The organism is Catenovulum maritimum (assembly GCF_001050375.1).
Lineage (GTDB): Bacteria > Pseudomonadota > Gammaproteobacteria > Enterobacterales > Alteromonadaceae > Catenovulum > Catenovulum maritimum.
On sequence record NZ_KQ130483.1, the window covers coordinates 127618 to 144038 of the forward strand.

Below are 16421 nucleotides of genomic sequence, written 5' to 3' on the forward strand. Positions count from 1 at the left end.
TAAATGAGAGTATATGAGTTAATAACACAGTTATCATTAACCAGACTCCCTACTCCCATTTTCAGTCGCCAGCTTAGTTTTCCTAAAGTTAAACACTCAGCCGTATTAGTGCCGATTGTTTGCGCAAACAGTCCTTACATCATTTTAACTTTACGACCAGAATATTTAAAACATCACCCACACCAAGTTTGTTTCCCTGGTGGTAAACTTGATCCTAGTGATATTAATTTACGCCAAACAGCGCTTAGGGAAACACAAGAAGAAATTGGTATACGACCAGATAAAATAAAAATCGTTAGTCAACTTTCAAGGTATACAACATTAAGTCAATTTAGTATTAAACCATATGTAGGACTTATAGAAGTGCCTTGTAATTTAAGCTTAAATCAAGCTGAAGTAAAACAATTAATTGAGCTGCCGTTAACTCAACTCATGGATATGAAAATTGATTGTATCGAGATTGAACAGCACAACTCAGTTCACCCTATCTATCATTTTAGCTATCAAGGATTATTAATTTGGGGGGCAACTGCAGCTATATTAAAACAGCTGCAGCAACAACTACTGGTGAATGATTTAACGAACCGGTAATTTGATATCTTTAAACATTGCATCTATATCATCTGCATTTTTAAGTGCAATGGCTTTATCAACAATATCTCGTGTCAAATGTGGTGCAAATCGTTCAATAAAGTCATACATATAGTGTCTTAAGAAGGTGCCTTTCCTAAAACCTATTTTAGTCGTACTAGGCTTAAATAAGTGTGAAGCATCAATTGCCACTAAATCACTGTCGTTACGTTTATCGACTGCCATTGTTGCCATTACGCCCACACCAATTCCCATACGAACATAAGTTTTAATCACATCTGCATCGGTTGCGGTAAAGACAATTTTAGGTTCTAGATTAGCATTGCTAAATGCACTGTCTAGTTCCGAGCGACCGGTAAATCCAAAGACATAAGTCACTAACGGAAACTGTGCTAAATCTTCTAAAGTGATTCGGGATTTTTTAGTTAATGGATGGTTCCGTGGCATAACTAAACTACGATTCCAATGATAGCAAGGTAACATAATCAAATCATTGTAAAGATGTAGCGCTTCAGTCGCGATAGCAAAATCAGCTTCGCCTTTAGCAGCAGCGTCACTGATTTGTGATGGTGTGCCTTGTAGCATATGCAAAGATACTTTCGGAAACTTGCTCATAAAGCCTTTGATAACATCAGGCAATGCATATCTTGCTTGGGTATGAGTTGTTGCAATATTTAATTTACCCTGATCAGGTAAAGTATGTTCTCTCGAAACACTTTTAATACTTTCAACTTTAGATAATATCTCACGAGAGATATTAATTATTTCAGTGCCTGCAGCGGTAACATGAGTTAAATGCTTACCACTTCGACCAAATATTTGAACACCTAGCTCATCTTCAAGCATCCGAACTTGTTTACTAATGCCAGGCTGTGAAGTGTATAAACTTTCAGCCGTCGCTGAGACATTCAAATTGTGATTTACAACTTCTACAATGTAACGTAACTGCTGCAGTTTCATTGGTTGTACACTCCGTCTTATACTTTATCTGAATACCTTATCAGATTTTTATTACTTTTTAACCAGTTTATACCTTGGAATAAGAAAATTCGATGATTAATTAACAATTTTCTTCTATTTTTTCTCTACTTAGGCCAATATTAACTAGATATAAACAAATATATTTTTCGATACCCATTATAAAAGGAAAGATTTTGCTAAAATTTTTGAACTCTGCTTTGTATTTTTATAGCGAAATAAACATAATAAAATGAATGCTCTAAATCGTTATGTAGATAAAAGTTTCTTGATCATAGATGATTTTGCTGAATTTAGATCGTCTCTCAAAAATATCCTAATCAGTATAGGCGCTAATGATATTGATATTGCGGTTAATGCTGACTCAGGTCTAGAGCAATATCAACAGAAGCATCATGATGTTGTGCTGTGTGACTACAATTTGGGCGACGATAGCAAAGATGGGCAACAATTATTAGAAGAGCTCAACTATCGAGAAATCCTCCGAAAAGACAGCATTTTTATTATGGTAACGGCTGAGAATTCGATGGAAATGGTCATGGGCGCTATTGAATATAGTCCTGATGATTACCTCACTAAACCATTTACCAAGCAAACGCTCAGAACCCGACTAGATAGGGTTTACCAGAAGAAAACTGCACTAAATAGTGTATTAACAGAACTCAATAAACAAAAGCATGAAAGTGCAGTCAACGAATGTAATGAATTAATTAAAGCAAGAAGTAAATACACTGTCACTTGTTTACGAATTAAAGGCGACTGTATGCTTAGGCTAGGTTTATATACCAAGGCCAAAAAGATTTATGACACAGTACTGCAACAAAGAGAAATTATTTGGGCGTTAATGGGCCGAGGAAAATCCTGGTTAGGTTTAGGCCAATATGAATTAGCAATTTCAGACTTTGACAAAATCATTAATATTAACCATTCTGCAGTCTCTGCATATGATTTAAAAGCTGAAGCTTTTATTGCTTTAGGGGAAAAACAAAAAGCGTTAGAAACATTAGATCAGGCATGTAAAATAAGCCCTAAATCTATTTCACGCTTTAGATTGCATGGTGATTTATCGGTTGATCTAACACAGTTTGATAAAGCATTAATAAGCTACAAAAAAGTTCTTAGTCTAGGTAAAAACTCAGTAGTTTTAAAAGAAGAAGACCAACTGCATTATTTTAATGCGTTAATCAAATCTTTAGCAACAGCCACAGGCAGTCAGCAAACAAAATTAACAGCCGAATTTAACCAAAATTTATTACAACAAAAAAAATTAAATAAAGAAAATCAGCAATTCTTGATTTGTTTAAATTTAATTAAAGCCACCTATTGTATAGAAGTTGATAAAGAAGCCGAACTTGCCCAAACAGTTTCGGATATTGCTATCCAACTAACTAAAATGTCTGACAGCATTCGCGGTTTTCTACGGGATCAACTAATCCATAGTAAATCCCATTACCCTCAGATTATAGAAAGTTCAAAATCTATTAGCGATTTTTGTGTATCTAATTCAGTCAATGAGAATAAAGCTTTAAACATTCTGTGGGCAAATGAACAATTTATTAAAGGCTTAAAAGCCGAACAAAAAAAGCAAAATTTAGAGGCTATTAAGATCATCTCCGAAGCATACCAAGCAGCCGACTTTAATCTTACAATCGCACTCAAATTAATGACTTTAATCATTCAAGAATTTGAAGCTGGCGCACCTGCTGATAAATATATGCAACTATTTGAACATAGTGTCAGAACCGTTAAAAATTTGGATCCTGCTGACCAAAGGTTCACATTATTTAGAAAACATCTGAAATCAATAAAAACAATATTAGCGAGATAACAAAGTGAAAAATCAACCACAAATAGACTTTTCTACCGTTCTGGCATCAGCTGTACATGATATGAAAAATTCACTCTGTATGTTGATACAATCTATTGATCATTTAAGTTTAAGTGCATCCAAACATAGCCCAGAAGATGCTGAGGATTTGGCACATCTTCATTATGAAGCATCCCGATTAAATACTAACTTGCTTCAATTACTCTCTTTATATAGAGCAGAAAAACATCAACTGCCTTTAACAATAGAAGAACATTATATTGTAGATATAGTTGAAGAGTTGATCGCAAAAAATGAGGTTTATATTAAAAACCGAGAAATAAAAGTGGAGATCAATGTTGATGAAGATTTAGCTTGGTATTTAGACATGGATCTAATCGGCAATCTACTTAATGACATATTTATCAATGCATTAAGATACTCGAATGAAAAAATCATTATTTCCGGCTATGAAGAAAACGGTAAGCTACATATAAAACTTGAAGACAATGGCCAAGGTTACCCAGAATCTATGCTAGATTTAGTAGATATGCCAATGCAACAACTGGATTTGAATGCAGGTAGGACAGGCCTAGGCTTATTTTTTGCTCGTCTCATTTCATCCGCTCATGAAAACAAAGGCGAAAGAGGTGAAATAAGACTAGAAAACGGTGGTGAATTAGGTGGAAGCGTATTCAAATTGATACTTCCGTAAATGATTTAGTTAAATAAAAGTGTTACTTTTTATCAATTCTGCTTGCAGATAGACTATTTGTTATTATTCTTGTAGTATCAGATGCTTATAAAAAGTATAAATATTTGTTTTAATCAGGATTTAGAATGATTTTTTCTATTGTAATTGGGCTAGTCATTGCACTAGTTATTTTAGCCATCATAATCAATGCCATTCAGCAAAATAAAGAACGACAAGAAGCTGAAAAAAGAACAGAAATGGCAAAATATAAAGTTATCATAGAAGAAACTGAAAGTTTGCTAATGAATGTGGGTAATATCCCAGTCAGTAAACAGCTAATATTAGTTTTACATCAAAGAGTTTTAGATGCCGTAAAAGCTATGTCTCTGCTTTCGCCTGACTCCTCAGAATTAAGACAAAGGCTTAGAGATGCAGAAACCCGTGTTCAAGGGGTTACCACTGACGAAAAAGTTCAAGTTGAAGAAAAATTTACCCTGCCAGATGACGACAGAGCAACCATAGCACTCATTCAAGGCATCAAAAAATTACGTTCTGCATTAAGAGCTGAGCATACCAAAGGTAAAGTCGACACCCACCTTTTCATGAATGAAGACAAAAGATTAGACAAACTTCAACTACAAATTAATGTAGAAAGTTTAATGAAGCGTGGCCAATCCGCTAAGCAAACACAAATGCTAGGCTCTGCACGTCAATATTTTGAGAAAGCGTTAGCAACAATTGATGCGCAAGCTAACAAAGACGAATACGCACTAAAACGTAAAGCTGAAATAACGACAGAATTGGCTGAGATTACAGATAAATTAAAATCATCTAACGCTAAAGATAGATTGAAAAAAGAAGCTGCTGAAAAAGATGATTTAGATGTGCTATTTCAACCTAAAAAGAAATGGTAAAAATTTGCCTTTGAGTCTCGACTTGTACTCAAAGGCACAACTTAACTTCGGACGTTACTAACAATCTTTCGGGTATATATATCCTGAATTAATCCATAGCAATAACAAGCGTTTACTGTTATCTGAGTCACACAAACTATCTAATTTGCTCGATTCATACAGATCATTATCAGCTAAATACCTTGCTAATTCGATTTGGTCAGAAGTTAGCGATACCGCTTCACCGTTTAGATAGAGCTGTGTTTTTATAATAGCGACTCTTAAGCCACCTAAACGCACTAATGACTCATATTCTTCGAATAAAGATTCAAGCTCTTCTGCGGTTAATTCAGACTCAGGTAATTCAATCGCTAAGTCATGTTTGGCTTGAGTTAAGTAACAACCCAACCATTGATTAAAAACACCATCTTGTTCAAATTGTTCTAACATCAGTGATTTTAATGATTGAATATCAGCGTCACTTACCTCACTGATATGCTCAGTTAGACTTCTTTCAGGATCAGAGAATCGCTTCTTAAAGCTCTCTTCTTGTAAAGCAAAATCGGCAAAAGATGAAAGCAAGTCTTGCTGATTAGGTGCACGAAAACCGACTGAATAGTTTAGTGAATTCTCAATCGCATAACCCTCATGCGGACAATTAGGCGGTATATAGAGCAAATCACCTGGCTCTAAAACTTCATCAATCAGGGCTTCAAATTGGCTTACTTGAAGTAAATCAGGATGAGGTATTTCGTTGTTCAAACTCTGAGGCAAGCCAACACGCCAATGGCGCTTCCCCATGCCTTGAATGATAAATACATCGTACTGATCTAAATGTGGGCCTACACCGCCATTGGGGGTGGAAAAGCTAACCATGAGATCATCTATACGCCAATTAGGGATAAATCTAAATGGCCTTACTAGGTCTGCACCGGTTTCACACCAATGATCGACAGCCTGAACTAACAAAGTCCAATTTTTATCACCATAAGCGCTATAATCGTCAAACGGGCCATGCTCAACATGCCAATTGTCGTCACTGTCTCGATTTATTATTCTCGACTCTATTTCAGCTTCTGCAGCAAGCCCTGCCAGCTCATCAGGTGATAAAGGATCGATAAAATCTTTAAACGCATTTTTTATGATGGCTGGTTTTTTCTGCCAATATTCAGCTAAAAATTTAGCTTCATCTAAACTTGAAAATTTATACGTCATAACAGCCTTAATTACTTAAAATTTGTAGTGGTAACTTGAGTATTGGATTGTCTGAATTTGCAAACATCACAATAACCCCTACATGCCCCATACAAAGTAAAACATACCAAATCATGGAAAATATCTGACCATAACGATCGAGTGGAATTAATACAGATGCATGCCTTTGTCGCCACTGAAAAATGGTTTCAATCGCACCAATAAACAAGAAAAAAACAAATAAACTTAAACCAAAGACATAAGAAACATAACCGCCTAGGAATAAACCTGACATACAAACCGACAAACCGATCCAGGACCGCATAGAAAAAGTAACGCTTTTTATAACGTGCCCACCATCAAGTGGCAAAATCGGAAATAAGTTAAATAAATTAAGCAAAGAACTGATTACCGCAGCACCAGCAAATAATTCTTGCTCAGTTAAACCGTATAGCACTAGACAGAAAATAGACATTATCAGGCCAAAACATGGCCCCATAATCGAGATAACAACATCTTGCCATCTGGTATTAATTTTATCGTCGCTTACCGCTAAACCACCAACAAATGGAATTAAATAAATACCTTTAGTCTTAATCCCAAAATATTGCATGGCTTTAACATGTCCATATTCGTGAGCGACTAAACAAGCAACTAGCACTAAAGCAAATTCCAGCGAAAATAACCAAGCATAACCTGCAACAGAAGCACCAGCCAAAGCAACCTTAATGACTTTAACACTTTTAAACAGCTTTAAAGCAAGCGCTGCTATACCTAGAAAACTTGTCTTAGGTTTTTCAGCCTGAACATTTAAGCCGGGAATTAAAAACTCACCGCCTTCTTGCCTTTGATCTTCAAGCCAAAGCTGGTACTGAACTTTCTGTTCTACAAACTGTAGATTTAAACTAACTAAATGAGTTTGATTATCATGTGTTAATTCGAATCTGTGAACTAGCTCAGGAGAAACTAATTGATTAAGATCACTTTGGCTAACAAGTTCATTATCTAAATATAGATCCTGCATGCCTTCTTGGCTTAATCTTAACGATAATGTTTTCCCAACAATGGGTATATTAAGTAGTTCCAATGGACACTCTTATCTTAAATCAATCGATTTTTTCAAAAAGTTGACCATTTCAACTGGCAAACCTATACCACCACCATCAAATACAATACTCAACTCTAAATTAGGATGTAGGGTTTTGATAATATCGCCACCTTTTAAATAAAGCAGTTCCACACCACCAATTCTCTGAATGTAGTCATCGTCTTCAGAAACAACAACACACAAGCCGCCTTCAACCTTCTGAGAATCATATACATGATAATTAAAGCCTTGAGCATCTTTGTCTTCAGGCTTATGAATGGCTACATAAAACTTAGTGTTTAAAAATAATGCGATAAAATCTTCTTGTGAAATTTTATTGTTTTGTGCATCTAAAATGACTTGCTGAAACTCGGTTAATTTTGCTTGTTCTGACATGATAATCCTAAAATTTATAACTAATTTTACTACCGTAAACTGTATCGGTTGAGGTTGAATCCCCAATTGGCAAAGAGAAATGTGTTAGCTTGTGATAAAATTCAATATTCAAATTTTCGTTAATAGAAAAATCCAGACCGGCTTGATTTATTGCTTGCTTGTCTGAAAAGCTATCCACATTCGGTTGATAATAAACTGTGTTTTTAAACGCTATATTGTCATCTAATTCGTATGACATAAACCACATTAAATTAAGGCGAACACTAGATCTGTCCATCTCAAGAACAGAAGTAGAGTCAATTTCTTCGTTCATAACACTAATTTCAACGATATGATTTTGATTTATTTTAGAGCGAAAACCTAAGCCTATTAGAACTCTAGATTTTATATCTCGAAATTCATCTTTCTCATTTTGAGCAAAAATGGAAACATAGCTATTATCTAATACTTGTTGTAAATGTTTTGCATAAATAAAACTATTATCCAAATTGATCTGGCTGTTAGATTTACCAAAATCACGACCAAAAACCAAAACAGATTTGTGCCCCTGACCTACCCAAGCTAGGCTGGCATCTAAAGCTAATTTACTAGATTGGTTATTACCCGAGCTACCTTTGTACTCAAAACTCACTTTACTATTTAAACCTGGCTGCTTTAGCGACTGTATAGTGCTTTCTGTATTGACGATAGCATTTGAATTAAAGCTCAATCCCAGTAATACAATAACAGATAAAATTTTTCGATTTAGTGACATAAATAAACTCATTTATTTTAAAACTTTAATGCCTTACGAGGCTTTTTCTTTCGGGTAATTGGCGCCGGTTGCGCTGGTTGTTCCTGCTGTACTTGAACAGCTTCTGTTTGCGGTTCGAATACATTGGTTTCAGCTAAGCTTTCATCAACAAACTCATAAGATTGGGTTTCACCTGCTAATGCAATTTGCAAATATTGTTCATTAAAATAAACCAGATCCCCTGCGTAAACCTTTTTACGCTTCTGAGTTTCGACAACACCATTCAAATAGACATAGCCTTCAGCTATAACTTGTTTTGCTTGTGCGCCATCCATTACTAAATTTTCAAATTTAAGTATCTTATATAGTTCGGTTGGTTCTTTGTTCAATTCAACTAATGTTGCATATATTTCTGGTTCAGACATAGTGGGCTCTTATTCCTTCCCTGGTAACTTTTTCCAGGTAACATTATCTCTCACATAAATGGGCTGGGCTTGGCTGGCTTCAACATAATGACCATTGTTAAACGCTTGCAATGCTAAGTACGCAATATCTAATGCTTCAGGAAAAGCTTGCTCGTTGTCAATTTGAGCTGGAATTTGCGAAGTTAGAACATCTTGATAGGTCTGCCAACCAGTGCCAATTGCATGCCAGTTAACCGCGGGGTCTAAATTCATTAAGCTATCGACAGGTTTGCAAACTGTATCTGGCGCAAGCTCTTGGATTGTCCCTAGACTTAATACTTGGTAAACGCCCAGATAAATCTCTCCCATTCGCGCATCGATAGCTGAAATCACTTGTTGTTTTTCAGTTCTACGAAATACACCATGCGCCATCGCAGCTAAACTAGAGATACCAATAACAGGCTTATTTGCGCCAAATGCAACACCTTGAACAATACCGGTTGCAATTCTGACCCCAGTAAAGCTACCTGGACCGCGACCAAATGCAATGGCGTCAACTTGATCTATGGTTAAGCTTGCTTGTTTTAGAACTGAATCCATCATGGCCAGCAGGCGTTTATTGTGTTCGCGAGGACACACAGCATACTCTGTAAATACTTCACCTTGATTAATCAATGCGGCAGAACAAGCTTCGGTAGAAGTGTCCAATGCTAAAATAATACTCATTTGGTTTCTAACTCTTGTTTTTAACTTGTTGTTTCAAAAAATCACAAGCTAGGTTTATATCTCTGGTGCGTTTCATATTTGGCAGACTTTGCACAAATACTTGCCCATAATTTCGATTGACGACTCTAGGATCACAGATCACTAAAACCCCTTTATCTTTTACATCCCGAATCAATCGTCCAGCGCCCTGCTTTAAAGTAATGACGGCCTGCGGAATTTGTATTTGATTAAAAGGATCTTCACCTTTTTTACGACAGTTTTCAATTCTAGCTTGGGTTAAGGGATCATCTGGTGATGCAAAAGGTAATTTATCGATCATTACGCATTTTAGCGCGTCGCCTCGAACATCTATACCTTCCCAAAAGCTCCCAGTTGCTAATAAAATTGAATTATCTTCGGCTAAATACTTATCTAATATTTTTTGTTTAGGTATTTCGCCTTGGACTAAGATTGGAAAATCCAACTTAGTCCTTAATGATTTAGCAACTAAATTCATCACTCGATAACTGGTAAATAAGAAAAAGCAGTTACCTTGGCTCGCAGTCATCAATTTAACAGCTGTTTCAACCAAAACTTTAATGACATTTCTATCTTGTGGTTCTGGTAAATAACGCGGAATACATAAAACAGATTGCTCAGGGTAATTAAAAGGGCTGCCTAATTCTAACGATTGGTACTCAGTTAAGCCCAACAACTTGGTGTAGTGTTCAAAACTATTGTTAACCGACAAGGTAGCTGATGTCATTAACCAGCTTTGATTTTTTTCTTCTCTTAGTTTTGAAAATTTATCTGCAATAGATAATGGCGTTAAATTTAAACTCGCATGTCTGGCCGTTGTTTCATACCAAAGACTAGCATCTTGTTGAGAAAAATCATTTACTCGAGTATAGCTAGTTTTAATAATAACCAGCCTTTCAAAGCAAGCATCTATCGATTTGCATCGACTTAAATTTTGTTTTAATACTTCGTAAGCAAAGTCCATCGCTTGGTTTAAGGCAGCTAAACTTGTATCGCATTTGTTGGTTTTAGCCTGTTTTAGCCAATTACCTTTTTCTGCTTCTAATGGAAATTCCAATCTAAATTGTTTAGCGCTGGCATCTAGCATTTCCGACGCTTTACCTAATTGTTTTGCATCTTTAACTTCGGTTTTATATGCCAGTTCAATATCTTTTGCGAGTTCCACTAACTGCCGAGTCGAAAATTTTTCGCCAAAATATTCACAGGCAATATCAGGAATTTGATGTGCTTCATCGAAAACGACTATATTAGAATCAGGTACTATCTCACCAAAGCCAGTGTCTTTAACCGCCATATCAGCAAAATACAAATGGTGGTTAATCACAACTAGGTCAGCTTCTGCAGCTTTTTTTCGTGCTTTAACTAAATAACAGTCTGCATAATCAGGGCATTCTTTACCAAGACAATTATCTATTGTGCTAGTTACCAAAGGATAGGCTTTTGAATCTTCGTTTATAGTGGTAACTTCAGCGATATCGCCAGTGTGAGTTTTAACTGCCCAATCAGACAGTTTTTTAAAATCAGCTAGGATAGTTTTATCGTTAAAATAGCCATGGTTTTGATGCTGCTTATGTCTAAATAAGCATAGGTAATTACTTCTGCCTTTAAGAAGTGCAGTTTGCGCTTTACTTGCCAGTGCTTTTTTAACTATGGGTAAATCACGATGAAATAGCTGCTCTTGAAGATTTTTGGTGCCGGTAGAAATAATGACTTTTCGTTCACTCAGGAGTGCGGGAATCAAGTAGGCAAAAGTTTTTCCTGTCCCCGTCCCTGCTTCTGCAACCAATAATTCTTTTTGCTGAATTGCTTTAGCGAACGCTGTGGCTAATTCAACTTGAGCTTGTCGAGGTTGATATCCTTCGATATTAGTTGCTAACGCCCCGTCAGCAGAAAAGACTTGTTCAAGCTTCAAAAATGCACCACAGCGTAAAATGAAATTATAAAGCGGCGAATTATCCCGTTTTTTAGCGCAAGACGCTAGGGCTTATTATAAATTAGCCTAAATTTAGACAATGAAAATAGCTTAAACCAAAATATCTATATGCTTTGGCCGATCATCGTCTAAGCTTTCAGCATCCGCTTCATTTTTCTTTTCATCTGGATCAATATCTTGATTTGTATTGCTGAGCTCACGTTTAGCTAGTTGAGTATAACTATGTTTAAACAGATCCGGTTTTTCTTCATCTTCACTCAACTTGGGATCTTTATCTATTTTTTTAACATTCAGCCTCACTGGTTTAATTGGCGCTTGTACTGTTCTTGGAATAAAGGGAATGATCAGATCTAAACTCATTTTATTCCTCCTATGTTTGAACGCTAAAAAGCTATACCCTAAAACCTAATAAAGTATCGAAACGACTAAAATTAAGCCCATATATTTATATCGGCACATAAATCTATAGGATTAAGCTTTTAATTAAATAAGTGCCATCAGACTTTTCAATGATTTCAACTTGATGTCCTTTATTTTCTAACCAAGCTGGAATATCCTTTAGAGATGTTTTATCAGTTATGCTCTGTTCAATGGTATCGCCTGTTTTACAGTTTTTAAGTAATAACTTAAGGTTTAGTAAAGGCATTGGGCACATTTGCCCTGTACTATCTAAGCTGAAACGCATATTAAAATTACATTTATTCTGAGTTACTTAATTATAACAAAGATATTTAGGTTTAATTAAGTTACTGCGATAAATTAGAAGGATTTATAAATGAACAGTTCACTCAACAAACCAGTGCTACCTAAAAATCCGACTTTAAAGGATATTAATAAATATAAGAAACAAATGAATTGGGGTGAGTTACCGTCCTTTTATCATATGATGTCTTCTTCAGTTAGTGAGCTAGAATCACTACAAACCATGGGATTCGATAACGCGTTAAACCGAATCTGTAAAAAAACTAATTGGAACTTAGATTTATTAGGCGGCTATATAGATGACCACAATATCATCCATGTAGAAAAGAAACCCAGATTAGCGCTTTATCAAGTCATTACTGACAGAGGTTTTGAGATACATTGTTTTCCTTATGCAAAAACCAAAGAGATTGATCAATATGTAAAAGGTCACAGATTGATGGAGTTTGAAACTTGGGATCCAGGCACTATGAAAATGTTGTGTCGAGTCAATCAAATGCATAAATTTATCGATTTTTATTTTGAGCGCGGCGATGCTGCTGACCGAGCTCTAATTTTATACGCGATAAAGTCAGTCGAAAAATTAATCGATTATATGCGTGAACATGTTGAAGTGGTCAAAGTTGATGGTGTTTCAATCAAACAATATTTTGAATCACAGGAGAAAAAACTAGACGACTGCGAATTGGATTCTCTATTATTAGGTGGCCTAAAAGGGAACGATTTATCAAATGGCGGCTCTTAATATCAAATATTCTGTTAGGAACTAATGAGTTTGTTTAAGTTTTCAAAATCAATTTGTTTTATTACCATCCTAAGCTTAACTCAGTTTTGCTTTGTAAATTCAGCTGTAGCCGTTAGCCAGCACAATAAATTACCGACAATAGGCACAGTCGCAGCTGGAACCTTAACGATCGAGAAAGAAAAATTAATTGGTCAGGTTATTCGCCGACAGCTAAGGGCAACGTCACCCGTCATATCCGATCCTTTATTGGATGAATATATAAATACCCTAGGAAACAAACTCGTTTCTCGAGCTAGCGATGTAAGATATCCTTTTGATTTTTACCTAATAAAAAACCCATCAATTAACGCATTTGCCACTTTTGGTGGCGTAGTTGCTTTACATACGCAAACTTTATTAGAAGCTCGTACAGAAAGCGAGCTAGTTTCAGTAATTGCCCATGAAATTGCCCATGTTACCCAACGTCATATTGCACGATCGATTGAAGAAACACAAAATAACGCGCCGCTCTCTATCGCTGCGTTACTCGGTGCTATTTTAATTGCAATGGCAGATCCAAGTGCTGGTGCGGCTGCGATTACAACGGCTCAAGCTTCGTCGCAACAAATGGCTTTAAACTATACTCGCCAAAATGAAAAAGAGGCAGATAGGATTGGTTTAAGAACTATGATAAATGCTGGCTATGATCCGAGAGGTGCACGAGACTTTTTCGTCAGACTAGCTGAACAGTCTCGTTATACCAGCAAATTACCCGCTATGCTTTACTCTCATCCATTACCAGATAGTCGAGTAAGCGATATACGTGCAAGAATAGACGGCATGACTCCAGTTAATGCACCATCTAGTTTGAATTTTTATCTAGCTCAAATTAGAACGTCAGTTATGTATAATCAAACTCCAGAATATCATGTCGATTTTTATCAAAGCAGAATCGCTAATCCCAATCATCATCAAACCTCGAATATTTTAAATAAATACGGTTTAGCGCTTGCTTTAATGCGCAATGAAAATTACCTAGCCGCGAACAAAGTCGTAGATGAATTGCTAGAAACAGACTCGAATAACCTGTTTTATTTAGATGTAAAAACAGACATAGTATTAGGCTTAAAACAGTATCAAGAAATCACTCAATTACTAGAGCAAAAACTCCAGTTGATGCCAAACAACCAAGTTTTGTTGCTTAATTATGCAAACGCACTAATTCAGGCTTCGGAAAACCAAAAAGCAGTTGATTTGTTAAAAGATTTTATTATCCTGCACCCAGATCATTATCTGGCTTGGCAATTAATGGCTGATGCATATAAACAGCTTGGAAACAGAGCATTATTTCATCAAGCACAAGCAGAGTTGTATGCGCTCGTACTAGCTTATCCAAAAGCAATAGATGAATTGCACACAGCGTCAAATTACATTGACAAGAATTCAGAAATTGATAAAAAAAGAATTTCCGGACGAATTAAACAATTCCGTGAAGATCAGAAAAACATGAAGAGACTATAAGCATGTCAAAATTTATCATTTACCATAATCCTCGTTGTAGTAAAAGCCGTGAAACGCTTGCTTTGTTAGAAGAAAAACAAGTTGAAATTGAAGTTATCGAGTACCTAAAAACCCCGCCGTCGGAACAAGAATTAAAAGACTTTGTTGACTTACTCGGTATAGATATTTTGCATGACTTAGTTCGTACAAAAGAGCCATTGTACAAAGAGTTGGATTTATCTGAACTTATGACAGATGATGAATTAGCACCTATTTTAGTTGAATATCCAAAACTAATCGAAAGACCTATTGTACTACAAGGCAACAAAGCCGTTATTGGCCGTCCACCAGAAAACGTACTTGAGCTAATCAATGGCTAAAATACTAGTACTCTATTACAGCCAAAGTGGTGGAACAAAAGCACTTGCGGATAGTATCGCCTTAGGCATTGAGTCTGTTGGCTGTGAAAGCGTACTCAGAACCGTACCAAAAGTACAAACAACGAATCAACAAACAACGCCAAGTATTCCTGAAACTGGAGACATTTATGCTAGTTATCAAGAGCTAGCAGAATGTGACGCGCTCGTACTTGGCTCCCCGACTCGTTTTGGCAACATGGCAGCACCACTCAAGTACTTTCTTGATGGTACCAGTGAGATTTGGCTTAAATCTAAACTTGCTGGTAAACCAGCCGCTGTATTTACATCAACAGGCTCTATGCATGGTGGTCAAGAGTCAACCTTATTAAGTATGATGCTCCCATTGCTACATCATGGTATGCTATTGCTCGGTTTGCCCTATAGTGAACCAGAATTACATACAACTCAAACAGGTGGTACGCCATACGGAGCAAGTCATTTAGCAAATGATAAAGGTTTGAGTAAAGATGAATCCGCTTTAGCATTTGCACTGGGTAAACGCATTGCTGAAACAAGTTTGAAGTTAGCTTAATGACAGATAAAACATCTCCTAATTTACAAAAAATTAAAACCGCAAAACTAATCGCATTAATTGGCTTTTTTGGTATTTTTCTACTTGTCCCTATATGGCACTTATGGCTAGCGCCACCTATGGAAGGCATGTCAAAAACTTTTGTCATGGCGATCTGGTTCACGCCTCTGCTGTTTCCACTAAAAGGGTTAGTCCAAGGAAAACCATACACTTATGCTTGGTCTAATTTTGTATGTATGTTTTATTTTTTACACAGTCTGACTTTAATCTATGCCTCAGAACACGAAAGAATGTTAGCTGGCATTGAGTTTGTTTTCTCTCTCACTTGGTTTTTAGGCGCTTGCTACTATGCAAAATGGCAAGGGCAATACCTAGGGTTAGGATTAAAGAAATTGAAAAAAGATGCCTAATATAGAGTTAATCTACCAGCATTCAGACTTTATTATTGCAAATAAACCAGCCGGAATTGATTTTCACAACAATCAAGATAAGTTGGGGTTTTATCATCAAGTAAAATCTCAACTAGATTTAACAGAACTCTACCCTGTTCATCGTTTAGACAAAGACACTTCTGGCTTAATCATTTTTGCCAAAACACTAGCTGCGGAGCACTATTTTAACCAAGCGTTGCAACAATCAGGTATTGAAAAATATTACCTTGCGATTAGCCATAATAAACCTAAACAAAAGCAAGGTAGAGTGATTGGTGATATGGAGAAGTCTCGCAATAAAGCTTGGAAAATAACGAGAACCAATCTAAATCCTGCCAAAACTTTTTTTTACTCGTATGGATTAGGTAATAAATTAAGATTATTTTTACTTAAACCTTATACGGGTAAAACGCACCAATTAAGAGTTGCAATGCGATCGCTCTCCGCCGCTATTTTAGGAGACACAATTTACAAAGGTGAATCAGCAGACAGACTCTATTTACACGCCTATGCACTAAAATTTAATTATCTAGGGCAAGATATTCAAATAACTAATCTGCCACATTCAGGTAAGCATTTTTTAGATATTTCGTCTAATGAAGAAATTAGAACTAAAATAGATAAACCATGGTGCCATAAATGGCCTAAAATTTAATATA

At 36.1% G+C, this 16421-nt stretch carries 20 protein-coding genes; 10 read left to right on the top strand and 10 right to left on the bottom strand.

Annotated elements, in window-relative coordinates:
- Positions 1–3 precede the first annotated feature (3 nt).
- Positions 4–591, top strand: a complete 588-nt coding sequence (locus XM47_RS03090) for a CoA pyrophosphatase (protein WP_048689511.1) — start codon at positions 4–6, stop codon at positions 589–591.
- On the opposite strand, the gene cysB is transcribed toward XM47_RS03090, so the two are convergent.
- Complete coding sequence (cysB, locus tag XM47_RS03095; RefSeq protein ID WP_048689513.1) at positions 577–1551, bottom strand: HTH-type transcriptional regulator CysB; 975 nt, start codon at positions 1549–1551, stop codon at positions 577–579. The genes XM47_RS03090 and cysB overlap by 15 nt on opposite strands.
- Before the next feature lie 250 nt (positions 1552–1801).
- On the opposite strand from cysB, the gene XM47_RS03100 reads away from it, so the two are divergent.
- The 3 genes from XM47_RS03100 to XM47_RS03110 all read left to right on the top strand — a co-directional run bounded on the left by XM47_RS03100 (position 1802) and on the right by XM47_RS03110 (position 4984).
- Positions 1802–3397 (top strand): response regulator, encoded by a 1596-nt coding sequence (locus XM47_RS03100; RefSeq protein WP_048689516.1) that lies wholly within the window; start codon positions 1802–1804, stop codon positions 3395–3397.
- A 61-nt stretch (positions 3398–3458) separates the two neighbouring features.
- On the top strand, positions 3459–4091 hold the full coding sequence (locus XM47_RS03105; RefSeq protein WP_077066455.1) for a sensor histidine kinase: 633 nt from the start codon (positions 3459–3461) through the stop codon (positions 4089–4091).
- 125 nt (positions 4092–4216) lie between these two features.
- On the top strand, positions 4217–4984 hold the full coding sequence (locus tag XM47_RS03110) for a hypothetical protein (protein ID WP_048689520.1): 768 nt from the start codon (positions 4217–4219) through the stop codon (positions 4982–4984).
- Between the two features lie 57 nt (positions 4985–5041).
- On the opposite strand, the gene XM47_RS03115 is transcribed toward XM47_RS03110, so the two are convergent.
- The 9 genes from XM47_RS03115 to XM47_RS03155 all read right to left on the bottom strand — a co-directional run bounded on the left by XM47_RS03115 (position 5042) and on the right by XM47_RS03155 (position 12139).
- Positions 5042–6178 (bottom strand): ribosomal protein uL16 3-hydroxylase, encoded by a 1137-nt coding sequence (locus XM47_RS03115; protein ID WP_048689522.1) that lies wholly within the window; start codon positions 6176–6178, stop codon positions 5042–5044.
- A gap of 7 nt (positions 6179–6185) precedes the next feature.
- Positions 6186–7244, bottom strand: a complete 1059-nt coding sequence (locus tag XM47_RS03120; RefSeq protein ID WP_053084502.1) for a site-2 protease family protein — start codon at positions 7242–7244, stop codon at positions 6186–6188.
- Positions 7245–7253: 9 nt separating this feature from the next.
- Positions 7254–7640, bottom strand: a complete 387-nt coding sequence (locus XM47_RS03125; protein WP_048689524.1) for a hypothetical protein — start codon at positions 7638–7640, stop codon at positions 7254–7256.
- A 7-nt stretch (positions 7641–7647) separates the two neighbouring features.
- Positions 7648–8394 carry a DUF481 domain-containing protein gene (locus XM47_RS03130; RefSeq protein WP_172656495.1) on the bottom strand — a complete coding sequence of 249 codons (747 nt, stop codon included), beginning with the start codon at positions 8392–8394 and terminating at the stop codon, positions 7648–7650.
- Between the two features lie 17 nt (positions 8395–8411).
- Positions 8412–8798 (bottom strand): RNA-binding S4 domain-containing protein, encoded by a 387-nt coding sequence (locus tag XM47_RS03135; RefSeq protein WP_048689529.1) that lies wholly within the window; start codon positions 8796–8798, stop codon positions 8412–8414.
- Positions 8799–8807: 9 nt separating this feature from the next.
- A complete protein-coding gene (gene tsaB, locus XM47_RS03140; RefSeq protein ID WP_048689532.1) occupies positions 8808–9503 on the bottom strand; it encodes a tRNA (adenosine(37)-N6)-threonylcarbamoyltransferase complex dimerization subunit type 1 TsaB in 696 nt (231 codons plus the stop codon).
- A gap of 7 nt (positions 9504–9510) precedes the next feature.
- A complete protein-coding gene (locus XM47_RS03145; protein ID WP_048689534.1) occupies positions 9511–11433 on the bottom strand; it encodes a DNA repair helicase YoaA in 1923 nt (640 codons plus the stop codon).
- 111 nt (positions 11434–11544) lie between these two features.
- Positions 11545–11814 (bottom strand): hypothetical protein, encoded by a 270-nt coding sequence (locus XM47_RS03150; RefSeq protein ID WP_048689536.1) that lies wholly within the window; start codon positions 11812–11814, stop codon positions 11545–11547.
- Positions 11815–11917: 103 nt separating this feature from the next.
- On the bottom strand, positions 11918–12139 hold the full coding sequence (locus XM47_RS03155; protein ID WP_048689539.1) for a sulfurtransferase TusA family protein: 222 nt from the start codon (positions 12137–12139) through the stop codon (positions 11918–11920).
- A gap of 90 nt (positions 12140–12229) precedes the next feature.
- Between XM47_RS03155 and XM47_RS03160 the strand changes: the two genes are divergently transcribed.
- The 6 genes from XM47_RS03160 to XM47_RS03185 are packed head-to-tail and all read left to right on the top strand — an operon-like array spanning position 12230 to position 16417.
- Positions 12230–12901 (top strand): hypothetical protein, encoded by a 672-nt coding sequence (locus XM47_RS03160; protein WP_048689543.1) that lies wholly within the window; start codon positions 12230–12232, stop codon positions 12899–12901.
- A 24-nt stretch (positions 12902–12925) separates the two neighbouring features.
- A complete protein-coding gene (gene bepA / locus XM47_RS03165) occupies positions 12926–14401 on the top strand; it encodes a beta-barrel assembly-enhancing protease (protein WP_078061825.1) in 1476 nt (491 codons plus the stop codon).
- Between the two features lie 2 nt (positions 14402–14403).
- Positions 14404–14760, top strand: coding sequence for an arsenate reductase (glutaredoxin) (gene arsC, locus XM47_RS03170; protein WP_048689546.1), 357 nt, complete (start codon positions 14404–14406; stop codon positions 14758–14760).
- Positions 14753–15331: an NAD(P)H:quinone oxidoreductase gene (wrbA, locus tag XM47_RS03175; RefSeq protein WP_048689549.1), complete on the top strand. Its 579-nt coding sequence runs from the start codon at positions 14753–14755 to the stop codon at positions 15329–15331. Before arsC ends, wrbA begins: the two co-directional genes overlap by 8 nt.
- Entirely contained in the window at positions 15331–15741 is a 411-nt protein-coding gene (locus tag XM47_RS03180; protein WP_048689551.1) for a DUF2069 domain-containing protein, read from the top strand. The genes wrbA and XM47_RS03180 overlap by 1 nt, the downstream gene beginning before the upstream one ends.
- Entirely contained in the window at positions 15734–16417 is a 684-nt protein-coding gene (locus XM47_RS03185) for a TIGR01621 family pseudouridine synthase (protein WP_048689554.1), read from the top strand. Before XM47_RS03180 ends, XM47_RS03185 begins: the two co-directional genes overlap by 8 nt.
- Positions 16418–16421 lie beyond the last annotated feature (4 nt).